The organism is Bradyrhizobium retamae, assembly GCF_001440415.1.
In the GTDB taxonomy this organism is placed as follows: domain Bacteria; phylum Pseudomonadota; class Alphaproteobacteria; order Rhizobiales; family Xanthobacteraceae; genus Bradyrhizobium; species Bradyrhizobium retamae.
In genome coordinates this window covers 16,732-36,293 of the sequence record NZ_LLYA01000187.1, presented here as the reverse complement: position 1 = coordinate 36,293, position 19,562 = coordinate 16,732, and the positions used below count along the sequence as shown (strand labels likewise).

The following is a 19,562-nucleotide window of genomic DNA, read 5'->3' as shown; positions in this document are numbered from 1 at the left end:
CAAACTCGCCGACGCCGCCTGATATGATTCGAACCAAGAAAACGCTAATCTAGTCGCGGACACGATAGAGAAAAGCCTGCCGGTCGCGCATCTGCACTTCGGCGGGGGCACTCCGACCATCATGGCTCCGCAACTGCTCGTCGATCTCGCTGACGCCTTGCGTTATATCTTTTTCGTGCTTCCGGATGCCGAGATTGTCGTTGAGGTCGATCCGCGAACTCTGACCAACGACCTGACGCAGGCTTTAGAATACTGCGGGGTCACCCGCGCGAGCCTCGGAGTTCAGAGCTTCGACCCAAGAGTGCAGCGCACAATAAATCGATTGCAAGGCTTCGAGCAGACGGCAGCTGCAGTCGAAAGGCTTCGCCGGGCAGGTGTGCGGGGGATCAACTTCGACTTTCTCTATGGTCTCCCTTTTCAGACGGTAAGCTCTTGTCTAGACAGCAAAGTCAAGTGCGTCGAATTGCGCCCCGACCGGCTTTCGGTGTTCGGCTACGCGCACGTCCCCTCATTCAAGAAGCATCAGCGCAAGATCGCGGAGGAGAGCTTACCTGACAGTGTCGTGCGCCACGTTCAGTCCGAGACCATCGCAGAGGCCCTTCGGGGTATGTGCGCATCGGGTTGGTTCCCAGACGATGCGCTCGCGACGGCGCAGCGCGGTGGCCGATTGCGGCGCAATTTCCAGGGCTACACCGATGACGGCGCTGACACACTCATCGGCCTCGGGGCGAGCGCGATCGGTCGGATGCCACACGGCTTTGTTCAGAACGTGGTGGCCATCCGCGACTACCTGAACCGCATCGCGGAGGGCCGGCTAGCCACGGTGAAGGGTTATGCTTTCACCGAGGATGATCTTCCGCGCTGATATCATCGAGCGGATCATGTGCGATTTGACCGTTGACCTGGAGCAGATACCCCGCATCCATCGTCGGGATCCACGGACAGCAGTCGTCGATCGCGCCCGCATCGACCGGCTGTCGCGACAATGTCTCAAGGTCGGCTAACCGTCAGCGAAGGATCGGAATTCCTGGTGCGTAGCGTCGCCTCAGCGTTTGATGCTCACCTTTCGCGGTCAACAGGCGTGCACAGCCGCGCGGTTTAAAGACCGAGAGGCCCTTAGACCATTTGTAGCTTGTCAGCAGCAGCTCGGGCCACGAACGAGATCCATCGGAACTGGCTTTGGCTTCGTCCGCAGCGCATCGATCGTGTAGCTGTTGGCGCAGTATTCATGAAGGTGCTGCGCCGTTGTTTCCGCCTCTATCTCGCGGTTGCATCGGGTCTTTTCGGCGCACAGTGCACACACCAGCGTCATGTCGCGCAGCACGCCCGGCTCCTTGCGCGCAATGGCCGTCTCGTCGATGCCGAGCGCCTTGAGTAGTCTCGACAGCTCATCAGCGCCGCGCCGCCTACGGTAAGTGAGGGTTTCGAGCTCGGTCGGTGAGACGCGAAGGTCGCGCGCGATGCAATCGAGCTCGGCGGCTCCAAGGGCGCGGAGATCGGCGGTATCACGGAGCCGGCCGAGCCACTCCGAAAACCTGCCCATGAGCCTACCTCCGATCGATTCCTTTCTTCTAGCCGATGCCATAGTACCCTCCCGGTACGGTTTGAGCACGTCAAGTATGCGGGGCGAAATAGCCGACCGTATTGCGTCAGATCAAAATTGGAAGCATCCCGGGACGCGCAACGACGAGACGTTACGGTCGCGATTCCGACATCAGCTCGACGCAGCGCGGAGCCTGCGTTTCGTCGTCGTCAGAAATCGCGCGCCAGGCGGCTCCCTCGAGATCATCATATTGGCCGTTCTTGAGGGACCACAGAAATCCGAGCAGCCCGAACAGGCCGAGCAAGAGCGCCAGCGGCACCAGGAACACGATCACCTCCATCACAGATTCTCCTGCGGGAGAGGTCGCGCACGCAGCGCATTCAGCATCACCAGGATCGAGGAGCCCGACATCGCGGCGGCCGCGATCAGAGGCGTCACGAAGCCCAGAATGGCGATTGGCACGGCGAGGCAATTGTAGCCGACCGCGAGATAGAGGTTCTGCCGCATCAGGCGCAACGCTTTCCGCGAATGGTCTACCGCGGCAATCACCGGCGCGAGGCGGTTGCCGAGGAAGACGAGATCGGCCGTCGCCTGGCTCAAATGCGCCGCCGAGATCGGCGACATCGAGACATGCGCCGCGGCCAGCGACGGCGCATCGTTGAGCCCATCGCCGACCATCATGACTTTAAAACCCTGCCGCTTCAGTTCCCCGATCCGAGCGATCTTGTCGGCGGGCGTGACGCCGGCGCGCCATTCGGGGATTTGAAGCATCTCAGCCGCGGCGCGCACCGCCGGCTCGCGGTCACCGGAAACAATTTCTACCGCCACGCCACGCTTCTGCAGCGCCGCGATGACCGCGCGCGCGTCCGGCCGCAGGCTCTGGCGGACCGCGAACACATAACGTTTTTCACCACGCGCGAAGGCAACGACGGAAACCTCGGGATCGCGGCTCAGGACTTCGTTCGCGATATTATCGGCCTTGCAGAAAGTTGGACTTCCAAGCCTCACCTCTTCACCTTTAAGAATGCCGCGAACGCCCTGCCCCGGCTGTTCCGTGATCCCGGGCAGCGGCGATTTCGCGCCGGCCGCGCGCGCCAGCGCAGAGGCGACGGGGTGATGGCTCGCCAGCGCAAGCCGGCCCGCAAGCTCCAACACATCGGCGGGCACGGCCGCCGAGTTCACCACATCGAGCTCAGGTAACGTCAGCGTTCCCGTCTTGTCGAAGATGATACGGTCGATCTCGGCGACGCGCTCGATGGCATCACCCGAATTGAGCAGCACGCCAGCGCGGAACATCGCGCCCGACGCCACTGTCTGCACCGTCGGGATCGCAAGCCCCAGCGCACAGGGACAGGTGATGATCAGAACGGCGATCGCGGTGATAATGGCGTCATGGACGCTGGCGCCGGCGATCAACCAGCCGATCATGGTCAGGAAGGCCGTCGCGTGCACCACCGGTGCGTAGAAGCGCGAGGCACGGTCGGCAAGTTGCACATAGCGCGAGCGGCCCTGCACGGCGTGATCAAGCAGCCGCTGGATGTCCGCAAGCAGCGTGCCTTCGGAGGCGGCGGAAACGCGCATGCGCAAGGAGCCGGAGATGTTGAGCGAGCCGGCGTAGACCGCACTGCCCGGCTTGACCGCCGCATGCGACGTCTCCCCCGTGATCAGGCTCTGGTCGATCTCCGACCTGCCGTCGATGACCGTGCCATCGATCGCCGAACGTTCGCCGGGCTGCAGCAGAACGATGTCGCCGGCCTTGACCGCTGCGGCCGGCACCACGGAGATCTCGTCTGGACCGACGAACTTGGTCGCCGTCTCGGCCTTCAGAGCGGCGAGATTGCCGGCCACCGCGCGGGTTCGCCGCTGCATGTTCTGTTCGAGATAGCGCCCGATCAGGAGGAAGGTGAGCAGCATGATCGCCGCGTCGAAATAGGCGTGCTCGGCATGGCCGATGGTCTCGACGATCGAGGTCGCGAGCGCCAGGATGACGCCGATGCTGATCGGCACATCCATGTTGACGTTGCCGCTGCGCAGCGCGTTAAAGGCGGAGCGGAAGAAGGGCTGGCCGGCATAGGCCGCGGCCGGCAGCGCGATCAGCGCCGATATCCAATGGAAGAAATCGCGCTGCTCTGGTAGCATGTCGCTGACATTACCGGACCACACCGGGATCGACAGCATCATGACGTTCATGGTCGCGAACGCCGCAACGCCCAGGCAGCGCAGCAGGAAGCGGGAGTTCTCGGCCTCTGCCGCTTCAGCGGTGACAGCCTCGAACGGATAGGCCTTGTAGCCGAGCTCGACCAGGCAATCGATGAAGCGCGCCGGATCGAGCGCGCCCTCCTTCCACTCCAGCGCGACACGGCGGTCGGTCAGGTTGACGCGCGCCAGCGTCACGTCCGGGATGGCTGAAAGGCCACGCTCTATCTTTGAGATGCAGCCGGCGCAGCTGATGCCTTCGACCGCGAGATCGATATGCGCCAGTCCGGAGCCGAGATGCTTAACATAATGCGAAAAGTCCCGTGTCGCCCGCATGACGCGTTCCCCTAGTTCAGTACCACGCGGTTCCTAGACACGAACAGACGCCGGCCGTCGGCTTCGCTTTCCAGCACCAGATTCCATTGCCCAGGTCCGACGGCGCGGCCGCTGCCCCGATAAATGCCGCCCGTCACCTCCGACAGCGCGATCACCCGGTCCGCCCGCCGGTCGGTCGGCCGCTCCAGGCGACCGGTGAATTTCAGTCCGGTCAGCGCCTTTCCGCTCCCGTCGCGTGCCTTGACTTCCAGCGCCGTGTCGCCGTCCGCACTGCGCGCAAGATGCGCGTCCACCTTCCAGCTGCGTGCACCTTGCTCGCGTGCGGCGGCGATCTCCTTCTCATAGGCAAGGCTCGCCGCATAGGCGCTATCGACCTCGGTGCCGGGCAGCGTCATGGAAGCAAGCCTTATCATGGTGAGGTTGACGCCGATGACGACGCCAAAGAACGCAAGCAGCATGAAAAGCACCTTGCGGCCGGTGAGCGGCTTTGGCGATGCACTGGTTCTGTTCACGGCAGCTCCACTTGTTCTCATGGCAAGACGAAATTGTCGATCGCGGAAGCGATCTCGCCGAGACCGATATCGGTGATCCGGAACTTAGTCGGGATCGATTTTTCGGTATTCTTCTCCGACGGAGCAGTCACCAGCACACGCAATTCTGTGGTGCCGTCGCGCCCGAGCACGACCATTGGCCGGTCGGGCGTGATCGAATCGTCGCCCACGACGTGGAGAACGGCATCCTGCGGACCATCGACGTCGATCGTCACCACGCGGTCAAAACCGCGCTTGTTGAGCAAACGGACCGTGTAGGCGTTGCGGATCGAGCCGTCGCTAAGCTTCACCGCGACAGGGTTGCGATCGTGCAGCACGTTGATGTCGAGCAGCGAACGGGTGAGCAGCGCATACAGCATGACCCCACCGACGAGTGCGATCAGCGCGGTGTAGATGATCGTGCGTGGCCGCACGATGCGGTAGATCGGCGGCTTGCCGGCCATCCGGCGCTGGATGTTAATGTCATTGTCGTAGCCGATCAGCCGAGTCGGCCCGCCGATCTTCTTCATCACGTTGTCGCATGCGTCGATGCACAGGCCGCACTGGATGCAGTCGATCTGCGGGCCATTGCGGATATCGATGCCGGTCGGGCAGGCCGCCACGCATTGATAGCAATCGACGCAGTCGCCGGCAGGCAGGCCGAGCGCCCGCAGCTCGTTCGCCTTCTTTACCGACATGCGCTTTTCGCCGCGGTCGTAGCGATAGGTGACGTTCAGCGCCCATTCGTCAGTCAGCGCCGCCTGGATACGCGGCCAGGGGCACATGTAGACGCAGACCTGCTCGCGCATGAAGCCAGCGAGCAGATAGGTCGTGGCGGTGAGGATCGTGATCCAGATATAGGCGATCGCCGGCGCCTGGAAGGTGACGAGCTCCTTCACCAGCGTCGGCGCATCGGTGAAATAGAGCACCCAGGCGCCGCCCGTCCACCAGGCGATCAAGAGCCAGATCGAATGCTTGAGCACGATTTCGGAGACGCGCCCGAGTTTTAGGGGATCGGCGGAAGCCGCCTTCCTCATGCGCTCGCGCCGGTCGCCCTCGATCAGGCGCTCGACCGCATAGAACAGGTCGGTCCAGACCGTTTGCGGGCACAGATAGCCGCACCAGATGCGGCCGCCGACCGAATTCATCAGGAATAGTGTGAGCGCGGCGATGATCAGGAGGCCGGTGAAGTAATAGACCTCCTGCGGCCACAGCTCGATGAAAAAGAAATAGAAGCGACTGTTCGGCAGATCGATCAGCACCGCCTGATCTGGGGCGCCAAGGCCGCGATTCCAGCGCACGAAGGGCAGCAAGTAGTAGACGTCCAGGCAGAACGCCATCAGGCCCCATTTGATCCGACGGAAGGTGCCGAAAACACTCTGCGGGTAGACGTTCTTGCGGGCCGCGTAAAGCGGCCCAACATCTTCGACTTGGTCGGGGTCTGTTTGGATGATTTTGTTCATGGGCCCGCGCTCTCTTAGTCTCCTCCCTCTCTGCCGGGTTGATCCAGCGCAAACCCAACGCCGCTTCCCTTTGCTCCGCTACTTGCCGCCGCCGAGCGTGTGGACGTAGACCGCCAGCGCCTTGATGGTGGACGGATCAAGCCGGCCCACCCACGCCGGCATCACGCCGGCCCGACCATTCGTGATGGTCTCACTCAGGGTCGCCTCGTCCGATCCGTAGAGCCAGATCTTGTCAGTGAGATTGGGCGCGCCGAGCTCCTGGTTGCCCTTGCCCGCCTCACCATGGCAGCTCGTGCAATTCTCGGCGAAAATTTTTGCGCCGGCGGCGACATCGTAACCCTGGCGCGTCGACAAGCCCGAGAGCGAGCGCACATAGTTGGCGACCGTGCCAATCTCGTCCCGCTTCAAGATGCCATCCTTGCCGAAGGCGAGCATCGCGCCCTCATGGGTCTTGGTGTGACCCGAGCGCGCGCCGAATTGGATGGTCTGCACGATCTGGTCGAGCGAGCCGCCCCACAACCAGTCGTCGTCGTTCAGGTTGGGATAGCCTTTTGCGCCGGCGCCGCCCGAGCCGTGGCACGGCGCGCAGTTGTCGCCGAACGCGGCCTTGCCGCGGGCGCGCGCCAGCGTCAGCAGCGCCGGATCCTTTTCGATATCGGCGAGCGAAGCCGCACCCAGCGCAATCATCTTGTCGCCGCGGATCTTTTCCAGAATTGCAAGCTCGACGCCGACCGCGGCGCGCGTCGAATAGTTGAGCGCGCCCCTGGTGTAGCTCCACAGAAGCGGCCAGGCCGGGTACACGACCCAATAACCGATCGCCCACAGGATGGAGGCGTAGAAGGTGATCAGCCACCAGCGCGGCAGCGGTGTATTGAGTTCCTTGATGCCGTCCCACTCGTGACCGGTGGTGGTCTTGCCGGAAACCCCGTCAAGTTCGCTTTCCGCCATGACCTCTCAGTCCTCCCGCAACGGCATCCGAGATGCCTGGTCGAAAACCGCCTGGTTCCGCGGCCAAAGCGCGTAGATCACGATCGCAATGAACAGGCCTACGAAGATCGGCGTCCACACACTGGTGACGAGGTCCGACGCGATGTTGTGAACGATCAAGATTGCTTTCATCGTCCTGCCTCTCAGCGAAGATTGGCTTTTTCGTTGTAGAGCTTGAAGTCGACCAGCGTGCCGAGCATCTGCAAATAGGCGACCAGCGCATCCATCTCAGTCGGCGCACCGGCCTTGCTGTCGAAATTGCGGATCACAGCTTTTGGATACCGTTTCCCGAACGCGTCGGTGCCGACATTGTCCGGATCGGCCTGCGCCTTCAGGTCGGCGACCGCGTTCTTGATTTGCTCGTCCGAATAGGGCACCCCAACGATGCGGCTGGCCTTCAGGTTGTCGGCGACAACAGCGGTGTCGACCTCGGTCTGGGCGAGGAACGGATAGCCCGGCATCACCGACTGCGGCACAATCGCGCGCGGATTGGTCAGGTGAGTGACGTGCCACTCATCTGAATACTTTGCGCCGACCCGCGCGAGATCCGGCCCAGTGCGCTTCGAGCCCCACTGGAATGGATGGTCGTACATGCTCTCGGCAGCGAGCGAGAAGTGGCCATAGCGCTCAATCTCATCGCGGAGCGGCCGGACCATCTGCGAGTGGCAGAGATAGCAGCCCTCGCGGACATAGATATTGCGGCCTGCCAGTTCGAGCGGTGTGTAGGGCCTGACGCCATCGACCACCTCGATCGTGCTTTTCAGGTAGAACAGCGGCGTGATCTCGACCAGGCCGCCGATCGCAATCACAACCAGAATGCCCGCGATCAGGATGATGGAATTCTTCTCGAAGATTTGATGGCGGGTCCAGAAGGACATCCGATCGCTCCTTATTCCGCCGCCTGCAACGCGAGCTCTGTGCCGACGTCCGCCTCGCTTGCCCGCACCGTCATCCAGAGATTGTAGGCCATGATCAGCGCGCCGATCAGGAACAGCGCGCCGCCGGCGGCACGGATGACGTAGAACGGGTGCATCGCTTCCACCGTTTCGATGAAGGAATATTCGAGGAAGCCGAGCGAGGTGTAGGCGCGCCACATCAGGCCCTGCAGGATTCCGGAGACCCACATCGCCGAGATGTAGAGCACGATGCCGATGGTCGAGATCCAGAAGTGCCAGTTGACGAGCTTCAGGCTGTACAGTTCCTTGCGGCCCCACAGCCAGGGCACCAGGCAATACAGCGCACCAAAGGAGACGAAGCCGACCCACCCCAACGCACCGGAGTGAACGTGGCCGATGGTCCAGTCCGTATAGTGACTCAGCGAGTTCACCACCTTGATCGACATCATCGGACCTTCAAAGGTGGACATGCCGTAGAAGGCCACGGAAACCACCAGCATGCGCAGCACCGGATCGGTGCGCAGCTTGTCCCAGGCACCCGACAGCGTCATCAGGCCGTTGATCATGCCGCCCCAGGATGGCATCCAGAGCATCACAGAAAAAGTCATGCCGAGCGTCTGCGTCCAGTCCGGCAGCGCCGTGTAGTGCAGATGGTGTGGGCCGGCCCAGATGTAGAGAAAAATCAGCGACCAAAAGTGGATGATCGAGAGCCGATAGGAATAGACCGGGCGCTCCGCGCGCTTCGGGATGAAGTAGTACATGATGGCGAGGAAGCCGGCGGTCAGGAAGAAGCCGACCGCGTTGTGGCCGTACCACCACTGGAACATCGCATCCTGCACACCGGCCCAGGCGATGTAGGATTTCGAGCCGAGCAGTGACACCGGCAGCGCCGGGTTGTTGCCGAGATGCAGCACGGCGATGGTGACGATGAAGGCGAGATAGAACCAGTTGGCGACGAAGATGTGCGGCTCCTTGCGCTTCACCAGCGTCATCACGAACACGACGAGATATACGACCCAGACGATCGTCAGCCACAGATCGGCGTACCATTCGGGCTCGGCATATTCCTTGGATTGCGTCACGCCAAGTAGATAGCCGGTGCCTGCGATCACCATGAAGAAGTTGTAGCCGAGCACGACGAACCAAGGCGCGAGATCGCCCACGAGCCGCGTCCGGCAGGTCCGCTGCACCACATAGAACGAGGTCGCGATCAGCACGTTGCCGCCGAAGGCGAAGATCACCGCCGAGGTGTGCAGCGGCCGGAGCCGGCCAAAACTGGTCCAGGGCAGATCGAGATTGAGCAAGGGCCATGCGAGCTGGGATGCGATCAAGAGCCCGACGGCGAAGCCGGCGATGCCCCAGAACATCGCCATGAAGGAGGCACACTTGATCGGACCGAGATTATAGTTCGGCTTCCCGCTGATCTCCTCCGGCGGCAGCGACGCGGGGCGGTCGAGATACCGATTCATGATGGCGAAGGAGGCGACGCCGCTCGCCACTGCAGCGAGCGAAGCATGAAACGCGAACGGCGCGTCCAGCGCCTTGGCGGCTGCGAACGCGCAGACGAAGGCTGCCATCGCGAAGAATAGCATCAGCCCGGCTTCGCCGTGGGTCATCCATTTCGTGGATTGAGTTTGCTGCATGTGTGATTCTCTTTGCATGGGCGCCTGCCCCGTCAGCCCGGGTCTCGCTGTGTTGTCCTTGATTGAGATCAACCCGATCAGCTACCCCCACGACCGGCGGGCGTTTTGCACCCGCTCCGGCGTCTGCCTGAAGGAATCAGAATGGACGACGCTTGCGCGCTCCCGGTTTTGCCTGATGCGACCTTGGTGATTGGACACTGGCCCAAGCAAGAGCAGCGGCGAAAATCACGAAGACCGAAATGACAGCTGCGGAAACCAAGAGCGCATCGGCGGGCATGTCGACCTCCATTGAAGCTGAGTCGAATATATCGCCGTTTCAACAGAGGCGTCTTTGACCTTGATCAAACTAAGACAAAAGAACCTAACGCGACGCGCTTCAACTTATGCCCGCAGACAAGGCTTCGGCGCGCGGGGTATCCAACAGGACGACGCCACTCGCCAAGCTTTGGATCACACCATCACGTTCGAGCTTCGAGAAGGTACGGCTCACCGTCTCGATGGTGAGCCCCAGATGATCCGCGATGTCCAGCCTTTTCATCGGCAGCGGCATAATTTCTCCACCACGTCCAATTCCACTCAGTCGGTCGCGCCAGCCGATCAGGAAGCTCGCTATCTTCTCTTCGGCGGAGCGCCGTCCGAGCAAGACCATATGTTCCTGTGCCCGGGCCAGCTCGCGGCCCGCCAATTCGATCATGCGGCGCAGCAACTGCGGCCGGTTCTCGGCGAATGTCGCGAACGACTCCTTGGGGAACTGACACAGCGTGACCCGGCCGATCGCGTCAGCGGAGAATTCGTGCTGCGGCAAGCCGGGGAGCCCAAGGAAATCGCCTGGCAATGCAAAACCGACGATCTGCCGCCGGCTGTCCGGCAACAGCTTGTAGAGGCGCAGGGTACCCGCATGCACGCTGAAGAACGACGTTGCTATGTTTGCCTGTGCGAACACGGTGGCGCCTGATTCGAAACGAACATGCCGCGACAGCTGCGCCAATTCGCGCAATTTGGTCTTGTCGAGCGCTGCGCAGATGGCAAAGCCCCTCGCCGTGCAATCGTGACACGATTGACAATGCGTTCCTTCCCTCAAAACCGAAATCTTCACATGTCCCTCCGATTGCCGCCTGCAGTCGCCTCATGGGCGCGTTTCCCTGCGGGTCGATGCAGTGTAGCGTTTGTAGGGATGAGATGTTGTTGATGCAGATCAATCGCCGGAGACACCCTGAGGCTGCGTCGTTCCGCGCCCCGCGGAGGTCGTTGAGGGCACGAGCTCGAGCTTGCCAATGAGATCCACGGCACCTCGCTTGACGCGCTCCAGATCGAGGCGCCCCGCTATCGCAGGTCTCGGGCCTGCTGCACCATCCCGTGAACGGACGGTCAGCCTGCTCGTGCCGCTGGTCAGCATCATTATCAAGGTCTGACCAAGCCCGCAGCAAGCCAGCTCCCACTTAAGCTGCCTGTTGAACAGAGCAAGATCGCCACGAAGAAACCCTCCCTGAAGCCGATTCTTAACCCTCCCTCCCATCGCATTTTTCGCAAGATCCGGCTGGAGCCTGCGCAACAGCCGGGTCACCCACGAAGGCGGCGCGGGCACCGGCCATGTAATCGTTGCGCCGCTGGACGATGACTTCAGGATCGACGCCAAACTCTGGCGGGCCCGCCGCGAAGCGTGCCGCTTCGCAAAACTGCGGCCCTATAAGGAAAACGCCCTCGGCTATCTCGTTCGCCAAGAAGATGGCTGGGTGTTTACACTATGATTCCTCACTCCGCCGGCCCCACGAAGTCCGATTCATTTCAAGGACGAGCGTTCGCTCCCGGCGAATATGTCTCGATCGGCGGTCTGATCGGGTCGCCGCCCTGCGGGGTCCGCGAGGGAGCAAGGAAGGCGGAAGTGCTGTTCCACCTCACCAATCCGAATTTTGGAATATTGTGTTGGTTTGGACCTCGTCCGGATCAATCCAATCTCGGATTTCGTGTTGGAGTCACCAGCCGCGTGCGCGACTATCCTTTCGAGGCCATGCTACCGATGGTGCCCAGTCACCCTGGCGTTGTACTGGCTGATCGACCGCGCAGCACCTCTTGGGAGAAACGACCGATCAAGCATGCCTGGCGAGCACCCGATTCGTGCTCATCGAAGTGCGCGAATGTTTGGCTGCGTTGCTCGGAATCGACTGAACTCTGGCCCCCGGAGAGGGAAGGCCGCTATAGAACCCACACGAACCAATGCTCTACCAGACATCGCAGTTCAACACCACAATCCGGATGCCTACATTCGCCGCCGGGACACTTCGGAGGATGGCGCGCCCGATCCGAACGAGCTGCTCAACTCATTGACCTCAAGCGACTGCCGGTCATACGCGGCACTGCTGCGATCAGACTCGGTCAGCGTCCGCCGCGGCGCAATCCTGCAGCGCCCGCATCACGTCGTTCCGCGAAATAATGCCGGCAAGCCGCTGCTCGCTGTCGAGCACTGGCATGCTGCGGAGTCGGTGGTTGACCATCAGCTCCAGCACGCGGGTCAGCCTGGTTTCGGGAGCGACATAAATGAATTCCGCTATCATCAGATCAACGGCGGTCCGCTGCATCAGGTCGCGGTAGCGCGGGATGATGCGCACCGGCGTGAAAACGAAGCAGGACAGGTAGTCAAACTTGGAGATGACGCCGACCACCTGCGATGCGTCCATGACCGGATAGGCGTTGAAATCTTGCTTCTCGAAGAGATCGCCGAGTTCGCACATCGTCATATCGCGCGCAACCGTCCTAGGCTCGCGCGTCATGTAATCGGCAACCGTCTGCTCGAGAAACTTGTACAAGGCGAAATCCTCGCTGTCGATGGCGCCACTTCAAGCACGCGGCGCGGCCGCGCATATTGAGCGAGGTCAAACGGATGAAATCAGCGCGATCGTACATATTTTCTAGCCCTTGAGTGGGGCCGGGCATTCGGCCCATAATCGGGAAAATCTCAACCGAATCCGCGCTCCGGAATTGGAAAAGGACAATTGAGCGGCATAGCCCCCTTCCCGTGTGACGACGGCAGCCACGATCAGCGCTTTCGGCTGGGTGCCGAGGGCGCTGGCGTCGGCGGCTGGGATATCGATCTGTCCACCAGGGAGTTGTCCTGGTCGAATATCGCGCGAAAACTGTTCGGCGTTTCCAATGCCGCTGCGGTCAGTTACGACCTGTTCCTTTCGCTGCTCGAGCCTGAGGACCGCGAGCGAACCGAGCAGGCGATCTCCCGTTCACGCGAGACCGGCGCCTCGTTTGACCTCTCCTACCGGCTAAGACGCGAGGACGGCGGCAGCCATTGGGTTCGCGCCCGCGGCAGCGTCATCAGGGACAAGGATGGCATTCCGTCCCACCTTTCCGGCGTCGTGCTCGACCTCGACGAGGAGAAGCGGCTCGAGGAGGACCTGCGCACGCGCGAACGGCACCTGCAGTTGATACTGGAGACCGTCCCGGACGCGATGATCGTCATCGACGGCAGGGGCATCATGCAGTTCTTCTCGAGCGCGGCGGAGCGGCAGTTCGGCTACGTCCAGAGCGAGGCAATCGGGCAGAATGTCAGCATCCTGATGCCCGAGCCCGACCGTTCACGCCATGACGGCTATATGGCGCGATACGTCGCCACCGGCGAACGGCACATCATCGGCATCGGCCGCATCGTCACCGGTCAGCGCAAGGACGGCACCACCTTCCCGATGCACCTGTCGATCGGTGAGATGCAATCCGGCGGCATGCCCTATTTTACCGGCTTCGTCCGCGACCTCACCGAGCATCAGCAGACCCAGGCGCGGCTGCAGGAATTGCAGTCGGAGCTCGTCCACATGTCACGGCTGAGCGCGATGGGAGAGATGGGTTCTGCATTGGCACATGAGCTTAACCAGCCGCTTGCTGCCATCAGCAACTACGTGAAGGGCTCGCGCCGGCTGCTTGCCGCGAGCCCCGATCCGAACCGCGCTAGAATCGAGAACGCGATGGATCGCGCCGCGGAACAGGCGATCCGCGCCGGGCAGATCATCCGGCGGCTGCGCGATTTCGTCGCCCGCGGCGAATCCGAAAAGCGCGTCGAGAGCCTTTCGAAGATGATCGAAGAAGCCGGCGCGCTTGGCCTAGCCGGTGCGCGCGAACAGGACGTGCGGATCCGCTTCAGCCTGGACCCGCAGCATGACCATGTCCTGGTCGACCGTGTCCAGATCCAGCAGGTGCTGGTCAATCTGTTCCGCAACGCGCTGGAAGCCATGGCCCAGTCCGCACGGCGCGAGCTCATCGTCTCTAACCGGCCGATCGACGGGGACATGACCGAAGTCTCGGTGTTCGACACCGGTCACGGATTCCCCGAAGATGTGGAGAAGCACCTGTTCCAGACCTTCTTTACGACCAAAGAAACCGGCATGGGGGTCGGGCTGTCGATCAGCCGCTCCATCATCGAGGCCCATGGCGGCAGGATGTGGGCCGAATCTGATCACGCAGGCGGCACGACGTTTCGCTTCACCCTGCCGGCGGCACCCAACGAGAGTTTGACAGATGGCAACTAGAGGAAATGTCTACGTCATCGACGATGATGAGGCGATGCGTGACTCGCTGCACTTTTTGCTCGATTCCGCGGATTTTGAGGTCAGTCTGTTCGAGACGGCGCAGAAATTCCTCGATCACCTTTCCACCATCGAATTCGGCTGTGTGGTCTCGGATGTCCGCATGCCCGGCATCGATGGCGTCGAGTTGCTTAAGCGCCTCAAGGTGAGCCGCGCCTCCTTGGCCGTCATCATCATGACCGGCCATGGCGACATCCCCCTCGCCGTCGAGGCGATGAAACTCGGTGCGGTTGATTTCCTGGAGAAGCCGTTCGAGGATGATCGCCTGGTCGCGATGATCGACGCCGCGCTCCGGCAGGCTGAAGCCGGCGCCCGCGACGAGGCAATGACGCAGGACATCGCCGCGCGGGTCGCCTCGCTGAGCCCGCGCGAGCGGCAGGTGATGGAGGGATTGGTGGCTGGCCTGTCCAATAAGATGATCGCAAGCGACTACAATATCAGCCCGCGCACCATCGAGGTCTACCGAGCCAACGTGATGACCAAGATGCAGGCTTCGAGTCTTTCGGAACTCGTCCGCCTCGCCATGCGAGCCCGGGCGCTTAAAGATTGAGCTGAATCAAGTCGGCCCCGCTGGAAGGCCTTATGGATGCTCTGATCGACCGCATGGCTGAAAGCCGTATAAAACCTGTGATGCCCTCACCTAACAGAACGCCCCTTGTCTACGTCGTCGATGATGACACCGACGTGCTCGGATCGCTGCGTTTTCTCCTGGAAACCGACGGTTTTTGTGTACGCACTTTCCGCAGCGGCGAGGCGCTCCTGAACGCCATGACTATGGGCGGCGCCGATTGCTTCGTGATCGACTACAAGATGCCGGGCATGAGCGGCATCGACCTTGCCAGTCTCTTGCGCCGGCGCGATATCGATACGCCGATCATCCTGATCACCGGTCACCCAGACGCGTCCATTCCGGCCAAAGCAGCAGTCGCCGGTATTCGCCATGTGCTGGTCAAGCCGCATGTCGAGGACAGCCTTTCCTCCCATATCTGGGACGCGATCAACACGGAGCGGCCCTCTGCGTCCTGAAAACCGGCACGGCTCCGGGATTCTACGTAAGGCATTGCCCCTAAGGCATGAAGCGAAATTTCCCAGCCGTTTTGTTCCACTTACCAATTCGCCATCCGCTGCACAGGAGATGGCTCATGCTCACCCGATCGATCGCCCAGTCCCTCAACGTAAACCGAGCCGCTCCCGGCGCGTTTGGGCCTGTCGAACCGTTTTTCGGCCTCACAGGCCATGCTGGCCTGATCGGCACGGAGTTCACCTACCGCAAGGACGAGGAAATCTACGGTGAGGACGAGCCGGCGGGGTATGTTTACCAGGTCGTTCGCGGCGCGGGGCGCACCTACAAGCTGCTGTCCGACGGACGTCGTCAAATCGGCGCGTTCCATTTGCCTGGCGACGTGTTCGGGCTGGAGTCCAGCACCAAGCACCGCCTGGCCGCCGAAGCCATCATCGACAGCACCGTGCGCCTGGTGAAGCGCCGCAGCCTCGAACAGGCGGCCGGCACCGACGTCCGGGTCGCCCACAAGCTCTGGACCATGACGGCTGATGACCTCAAGCGCGCCGAGGAGCACATCCTGCTGCTTGGTCGCAAAAGCGCGATGGAACGAGTCGCCAATTTCCTCCTGGAGATGGATCGCCGCCTTACGGTGGCCGGCACGATGGCGCTCCCGATGTGCCGCCGCGACATCGGCGATTATCTCGGGCTTACGCTGGAAACGGTATCACGTGCCCTGTCGCAATTGAACGACGAAGGCGTGCTGGGCTTTTCCGGTGCCCGCCAGATCGTCCTGCGCAACCGCCAGCGCCTGCGCAACATGGATGTCTGATCGGCCTCATATGGCCAAGCCAAGTCGAGCGAATTCAGGTTGGCCGATGTGAATAAGCAGTCGCTCCAACCTGAAACGTTCCGGCGTGTTGACGAAGATCAAGGCATGCCGGTCGTGAGGCCAAAACAATGCGCAGGCTATAGATGTCGCCAAACGAAAGTTTTTGCGAGATGCATGTCGTTCGCAATTAGACGTTGCATCCGACCGGCTCGAGGTAACGGGAGCGCAGCCGACGGGAGATCGCAATTAAGCGATCGCCGCCTCGCCTCCGCCCGCCTGGTCCGCGAGCAGGAGCTTGATGTTGCACCGCCTGCCGAGACCTGGCCACCTACCTTGCGAGGTAACCGCTAATGCCTGTCAGAAAATATAAGGACTATGCTCGGTCCTGATGAAAAGACGTGATTGCGGGGCGACTGGGATTGCGGGTTCATGGAGTGGGAGAAGCTAGAGGCGCTTTGGAACGCCCGCGATGATAAGAAAGCCTTCGTATGGCGGCCGGGAATGAATCTGCCCAAGTCTCTATGATCAACCAATCACGACCTTTTCGGCTCGACTACGTCCGGTCCTGCGGTCTACACCGATTTCATAGCTGACGCGGTCTCCTTGCTTGGGCGTTACACCGGGCAACAAGCTGCTCACGTGGAAGAATAGGTCTTCACCGCCGGTATCAGGCGCTATAAAGCCGAAACCCTTATCGTCCTTAAACAGCTTCACCTTGCCTTGGGGCATGTTCTTCTCTCCGAATCACATAAATTAACAGTGTATCAGATCATTAAACTTGACAGACCTGCTCGCCTCAAGTGATTTGCGGAATTAGGATTAGCTTTAGTGCGCCAGCTCCGCCGCGTTGAGCCGTGATAGCAATGCAGCCGGCAATTTCTCACGACGCCGCCCGCAATTCACGGGCAGCGGCGACCATATTGATGAGCGCGGGACGCACCTCATCCCATCGGCGCGTTCTCAGGCCGCAATCGGGATTGATCCAGAGCTGCGCATCGGAAAGCCGCTGCCGCGCCAGCGCAATGAGGTTCTTCATCTCGGCCGCGTCCGGCACGCGCGGCGAATGGATGTCGTAAACGCCGGGTCCGATCTCGTTCGGATATTTGTAGCTCTTGAAGGCGTCAAGCAGTTGCATCTTTGACCGCGACGTCTCGATCGAGAGCATCCATTGCCGCGATCGCATCGATGATGTCGTTGAACTCGGAATAACACATATCCGTGTGGATCTGGGTCTCGTCGGCCACGCCCGACGAGCAAATGCGGAAGCTGTCTACGGCCCAGCCGAGGTAGGTCTTCCATTGTGACTTGCGCAGCGGCAATCCTTCTCGGAGCGCAGCCTCGTCAATCTGGATCATCATCGCGCCGGACCTCTCGAGGTCGATCACCTCGTCACGGATCGCTAGCGCGATCTGACGGCATGCTTCGCTCCGTGGAATATCATCACGGACGAACGACCAGTTCAGGATCGTCACCGGTCCTGTCAGCATCGCCTTCAGTGGCTTCTTGGTCAGCGATTGCGCGTAGCGCCACCACTCCACCGCCATCGGCTTCGGCCGGGAGATATCGCCAAACAGGATGGGCGGCCGGACACAACGCGAGCCGTAGGACTGAACCCAACCATGCTTGGTGAATGCGAAGCCGGACAGCTGCTCGCCGAAATACTGCACCATGTCATTGCGCTCGAACTCGCCATGCACGAGAACGTCGAGACCGATGTCTTCCTGCCAGCGCACCGCGCGTGCCGTCTCCTCTTTGAGAAACTGCTCGTATTGTGCGTCGCTCATCGTTCCCCGCGCATGGGCCGCGCGGGCGTTGCGAACTTCCGCCATCTGCGGGAACGATCCGATCGTCGTCGAGGGAAATGTCGGCAATCCGAACCGCGCGCGCTGAACCTCGGCGCGCCGGGCGAAAGAACTGCGACGGCGCCGCATGCTATCATCGATTGCAGCCATTCGCTTGGCGACGTTCGCATTGTGAACGTTGGGCGACGTTTCGCACGCGACGGCCGCGCCTGCTGAGGCCGCAAGTACATCCGCCGCTTCCTCCCAGCCTTCAGCCAGCACGCCTCCCAACGTTGCGAGTTCTCCGATCTTCTGGACGGAGAAAGCAAGCCAGCTTTTCACGTCGGGATCGAGATCGGTCTCGAGATCGAGGTCGATCGGGACATGAAGCAGCGAGCATGAGGGTGCAATCTGCACGCGGTCCTCGCCAAGCTTGCGACGGCAGGTTCGAACCGGTCGAGCACCGCTGGAAGGTTCGAACGCCAGACATTGCGGCCATCGACCACGCCGAGAGAGAGGACAATATCCCTTCGAGCGTCGGCGACAATCGGGCTCAACTGCTCTGGGGCGCGGACCAGGTCGATGTGAAGGCCCGCAACCGGCAACGTCAAAGCGGTTTCCAGGTTGTGGCCGATCGTTCCAAAATGGGTAGCGAGCATGATCTTGAGGTCGGGAACCTTCTTGGCCAAGTGGGCGTAGGTCCGGACGCAGCGCGTCGCGTGTAGCGTCGTCGAGGTCCAGGACCAGACATGGCTCGTCCAGCTACACCCACTCGGCGCCCCTTAGGGTGAGTTCGCGGAGAACATCTACATAGACCGGCAGCAGCCTATCGAGGAGCAACAGCGGATCGAATGCAGGATCTGCGCTCTTGCCGAGCTTCAGAAAGGTGACCGGACCAACCAGCACCGGGCGCGTCTGACAACCCAGGCTTTTCGCCTCTTCATACTCCTCGATCGGCTTGCGAGAGGAAAGCGTGAAGGTCTGGTCCTTGTGAAATTCCGGCACCATGTAGTGATAATTGGTGTCGAACCATTTGGTCATCTCCTGCGCTGCGGCGCCGTGCTCGGCGTGACCGCAATTCGCATCATGGTCATCGCGCTGTGCGCCCCGTGCCATCGCAAAGTAGGTCTTGAGCGAAACAGGGCCTGCGCTCCAACCGTAAATTTCCGGAATGGCACCGACCATCACGCTGACATCGAGCACATGGTCATAAAGCGAGAAGTCGTTTGAAGGAATTACGGTTACGCCGAGCGATTTCTGCCGCGCCCAGTTGGCGGCGCGAAGCGCAGCCGCAGCCTCAAGAAGCTGCGTTTCGTCAGACTTTCCGGCCCAATAGCTCTCGAGCGCGAGTTTGAGTTCGCGGCGCGGACCGATGCGCGGCGTGCCGAGGGTAGCGACAGGAATCGAGAGAAGAGACATAGCTTCAACCCTATGTTGGGAGCAAAGGCCATGGCGGACGCGTGCAGAAAAAGCCGCCGAAGCGGCAACTGCTTGGCGCACCATCGGGACACCCCGCCCGTGGACGAATATGTTGTCGGGCCAGGTCTCCCGGCTCGCGGGTCGTCGCTGCTATCCGGCCTTCCCGAAGCCGCGTCGCTTCAGTGACTTCTATTGGACAGCGGCTCGCCGCTTACAGTTGCGGGGGCAGCGCCGGCATCGCACCGGCTTCCCTCTTAGCTCCGGATCAATCCGGAGAGCCTCGACATCTCCGATTACCTGCAAGAGGGGCCGTTCCGTTCGGTTCTCGGGAGCGATCGTCTGGACAACGGAGG

17 protein-coding genes, 1 pseudogene and 1 riboswitch are annotated in these 19,562 nt (G+C 61.4%); of the genes and pseudogenes, 5 read left to right on the top strand and 13 right to left on the bottom strand.

The genetic code is table 11. The features are described 5' to 3' along the window. Positions 1 to 64 precede the first annotated feature (64 nt). On the top strand, positions 65 to 865 hold the full coding sequence (locus tag CQ13_RS31655) for a radical SAM protein (RefSeq protein WP_347337073.1): 801 nt from the start codon (positions 65 to 67) through the stop codon (positions 863 to 865). Positions 866 to 1,135: 270 nt separating this feature from the next. Here CQ13_RS31655 and CQ13_RS31650 read toward each other — a convergent pair whose 3' ends face one another. The 11 genes from CQ13_RS31650 to CQ13_RS31590 form a co-directional block, all read right to left on the bottom strand. Next, positions 1,136 to 1,543: a DUF6455 family protein gene (locus CQ13_RS31650; RefSeq protein ID WP_057846734.1), complete on the bottom strand. Its 408-nt coding sequence runs from the start codon at positions 1,541 to 1,543 to the stop codon at positions 1,136 to 1,138. A gap of 151 nt (positions 1,544 to 1,694) precedes the next feature. After that, entirely contained in the window at positions 1,695 to 1,883 is a 189-nt protein-coding gene (gene ccoS / locus CQ13_RS31645; protein ID WP_057846733.1) for a cbb3-type cytochrome oxidase assembly protein CcoS, read from the bottom strand. After that, the gene (locus CQ13_RS31640) at positions 1,883 to 4,075 is read right to left on the bottom strand and encodes a heavy metal translocating P-type ATPase (RefSeq protein WP_057846732.1); all 2,193 of its coding nucleotides are present in this window, start codon (positions 4,073 to 4,075) and stop codon (positions 1,883 to 1,885) included. Before CQ13_RS31640 ends, ccoS begins: the two co-directional genes overlap by 1 nt. A gap of 11 nt (positions 4,076 to 4,086) precedes the next feature. Then, entirely contained in the window at positions 4,087 to 4,608 is a 522-nt protein-coding gene (locus tag CQ13_RS31635; protein WP_057846731.1) for a FixH family protein, read from the bottom strand. Continuing rightward, positions 4,605 to 6,068, bottom strand: a complete 1,464-nt coding sequence (gene ccoG / locus CQ13_RS31630) for a cytochrome c oxidase accessory protein CcoG (protein ID WP_057846730.1) — start codon at positions 6,066 to 6,068, stop codon at positions 4,605 to 4,607. The genes CQ13_RS31635 and ccoG overlap by 4 nt, the downstream gene beginning before the upstream one ends. A gap of 78 nt (positions 6,069 to 6,146) precedes the next feature. Further along, entirely contained in the window at positions 6,147 to 7,016 is an 870-nt protein-coding gene (gene ccoP / locus CQ13_RS31625) for a cytochrome-c oxidase, cbb3-type subunit III (protein WP_057846729.1), read from the bottom strand. 6 nt (positions 7,017 to 7,022) lie between these two features. After that, complete coding sequence (locus tag CQ13_RS31620) at positions 7,023 to 7,187, bottom strand: cbb3-type cytochrome c oxidase subunit 3 (protein WP_057846728.1); 165 nt, start codon at positions 7,185 to 7,187, stop codon at positions 7,023 to 7,025. 11 nt (positions 7,188 to 7,198) lie between these two features. After that, positions 7,199 to 7,933, bottom strand: a complete 735-nt coding sequence (gene ccoO, locus CQ13_RS31615; protein WP_057846727.1) for a cytochrome-c oxidase, cbb3-type subunit II — start codon at positions 7,931 to 7,933, stop codon at positions 7,199 to 7,201. A gap of 11 nt (positions 7,934 to 7,944) precedes the next feature. Continuing rightward, the gene (gene ccoN / locus CQ13_RS31610; protein ID WP_156434024.1) at positions 7,945 to 9,567 is read right to left on the bottom strand and encodes a cytochrome-c oxidase, cbb3-type subunit I; all 1,623 of its coding nucleotides are present in this window, start codon (positions 9,565 to 9,567) and stop codon (positions 7,945 to 7,947) included. A 403-nt stretch (positions 9,568 to 9,970) separates the two neighbouring features. Continuing rightward, on the bottom strand, positions 9,971 to 10,690 hold the full coding sequence (locus tag CQ13_RS31605; protein ID WP_057846725.1) for a cyclic nucleotide-binding domain-containing protein: 720 nt from the start codon (positions 10,688 to 10,690) through the stop codon (positions 9,971 to 9,973). Positions 10,691 to 11,957: 1,267 nt separating this feature from the next. Beyond that, positions 11,958 to 12,398 (bottom strand): CBS domain-containing protein, encoded by a 441-nt coding sequence (locus CQ13_RS31590; RefSeq protein WP_057846722.1) that lies wholly within the window; start codon positions 12,396 to 12,398, stop codon positions 11,958 to 11,960. A 186-nt stretch (positions 12,399 to 12,584) separates the two neighbouring features. Here CQ13_RS31590 and fixL point away from each other — a divergent pair, with 186 nt between their 5' ends. The 4 genes from fixL (at position 12,585) to CQ13_RS31570 (ending at position 16,009) form a co-directional block, all read left to right on the top strand. Then, positions 12,585 to 14,120 carry a sensor protein FixL gene (fixL, locus tag CQ13_RS31585; protein WP_156434023.1) on the top strand — a complete coding sequence of 512 codons (1,536 nt, stop codon included), beginning with the start codon at positions 12,585 to 12,587 and terminating at the stop codon, positions 14,118 to 14,120. Then, the gene (gene fixJ / locus CQ13_RS31580; protein ID WP_057846721.1) at positions 14,110 to 14,727 is read left to right on the top strand and encodes a response regulator FixJ; all 618 of its coding nucleotides are present in this window, start codon (positions 14,110 to 14,112) and stop codon (positions 14,725 to 14,727) included. The genes fixL and fixJ overlap by 11 nt, the downstream gene beginning before the upstream one ends. A gap of 80 nt (positions 14,728 to 14,807) precedes the next feature. Then, the gene (locus tag CQ13_RS31575; RefSeq protein WP_057846736.1) at positions 14,808 to 15,203 is read left to right on the top strand and encodes a response regulator; all 396 of its coding nucleotides are present in this window, start codon (positions 14,808 to 14,810) and stop codon (positions 15,201 to 15,203) included. Positions 15,204 to 15,319: 116 nt separating this feature from the next. After that, positions 15,320 to 16,009 carry a helix-turn-helix domain-containing protein gene (locus CQ13_RS31570; protein WP_057846720.1) on the top strand — a complete coding sequence of 230 codons (690 nt, stop codon included), beginning with the start codon at positions 15,320 to 15,322 and terminating at the stop codon, positions 16,007 to 16,009. 525 nt (positions 16,010 to 16,534) lie between these two features. On the opposite strand, the gene CQ13_RS31565 is transcribed toward CQ13_RS31570, so the two are convergent. Together CQ13_RS31565 and metE are read right to left on the bottom strand one after the other, a co-directional pair. Next, positions 16,535 to 16,738 (bottom strand): cold-shock protein, encoded by a 204-nt coding sequence (locus tag CQ13_RS31565; RefSeq protein ID WP_057846719.1) that lies wholly within the window; start codon positions 16,736 to 16,738, stop codon positions 16,535 to 16,537. Between the two features lie 151 nt (positions 16,739 to 16,889). Next, a pseudogene (gene metE, locus CQ13_RS46570) lies at positions 16,890 to 19,209 on the bottom strand (5-methyltetrahydropteroyltriglutamate--homocysteine S-methyltransferase). 102 nt (positions 19,210 to 19,311) lie between these two features. Next, a riboswitch (cobalamin riboswitch) is annotated at positions 19,312 to 19,507 on the bottom strand. Between the last annotated feature and the right edge of the window lie 55 nt (positions 19,508 to 19,562).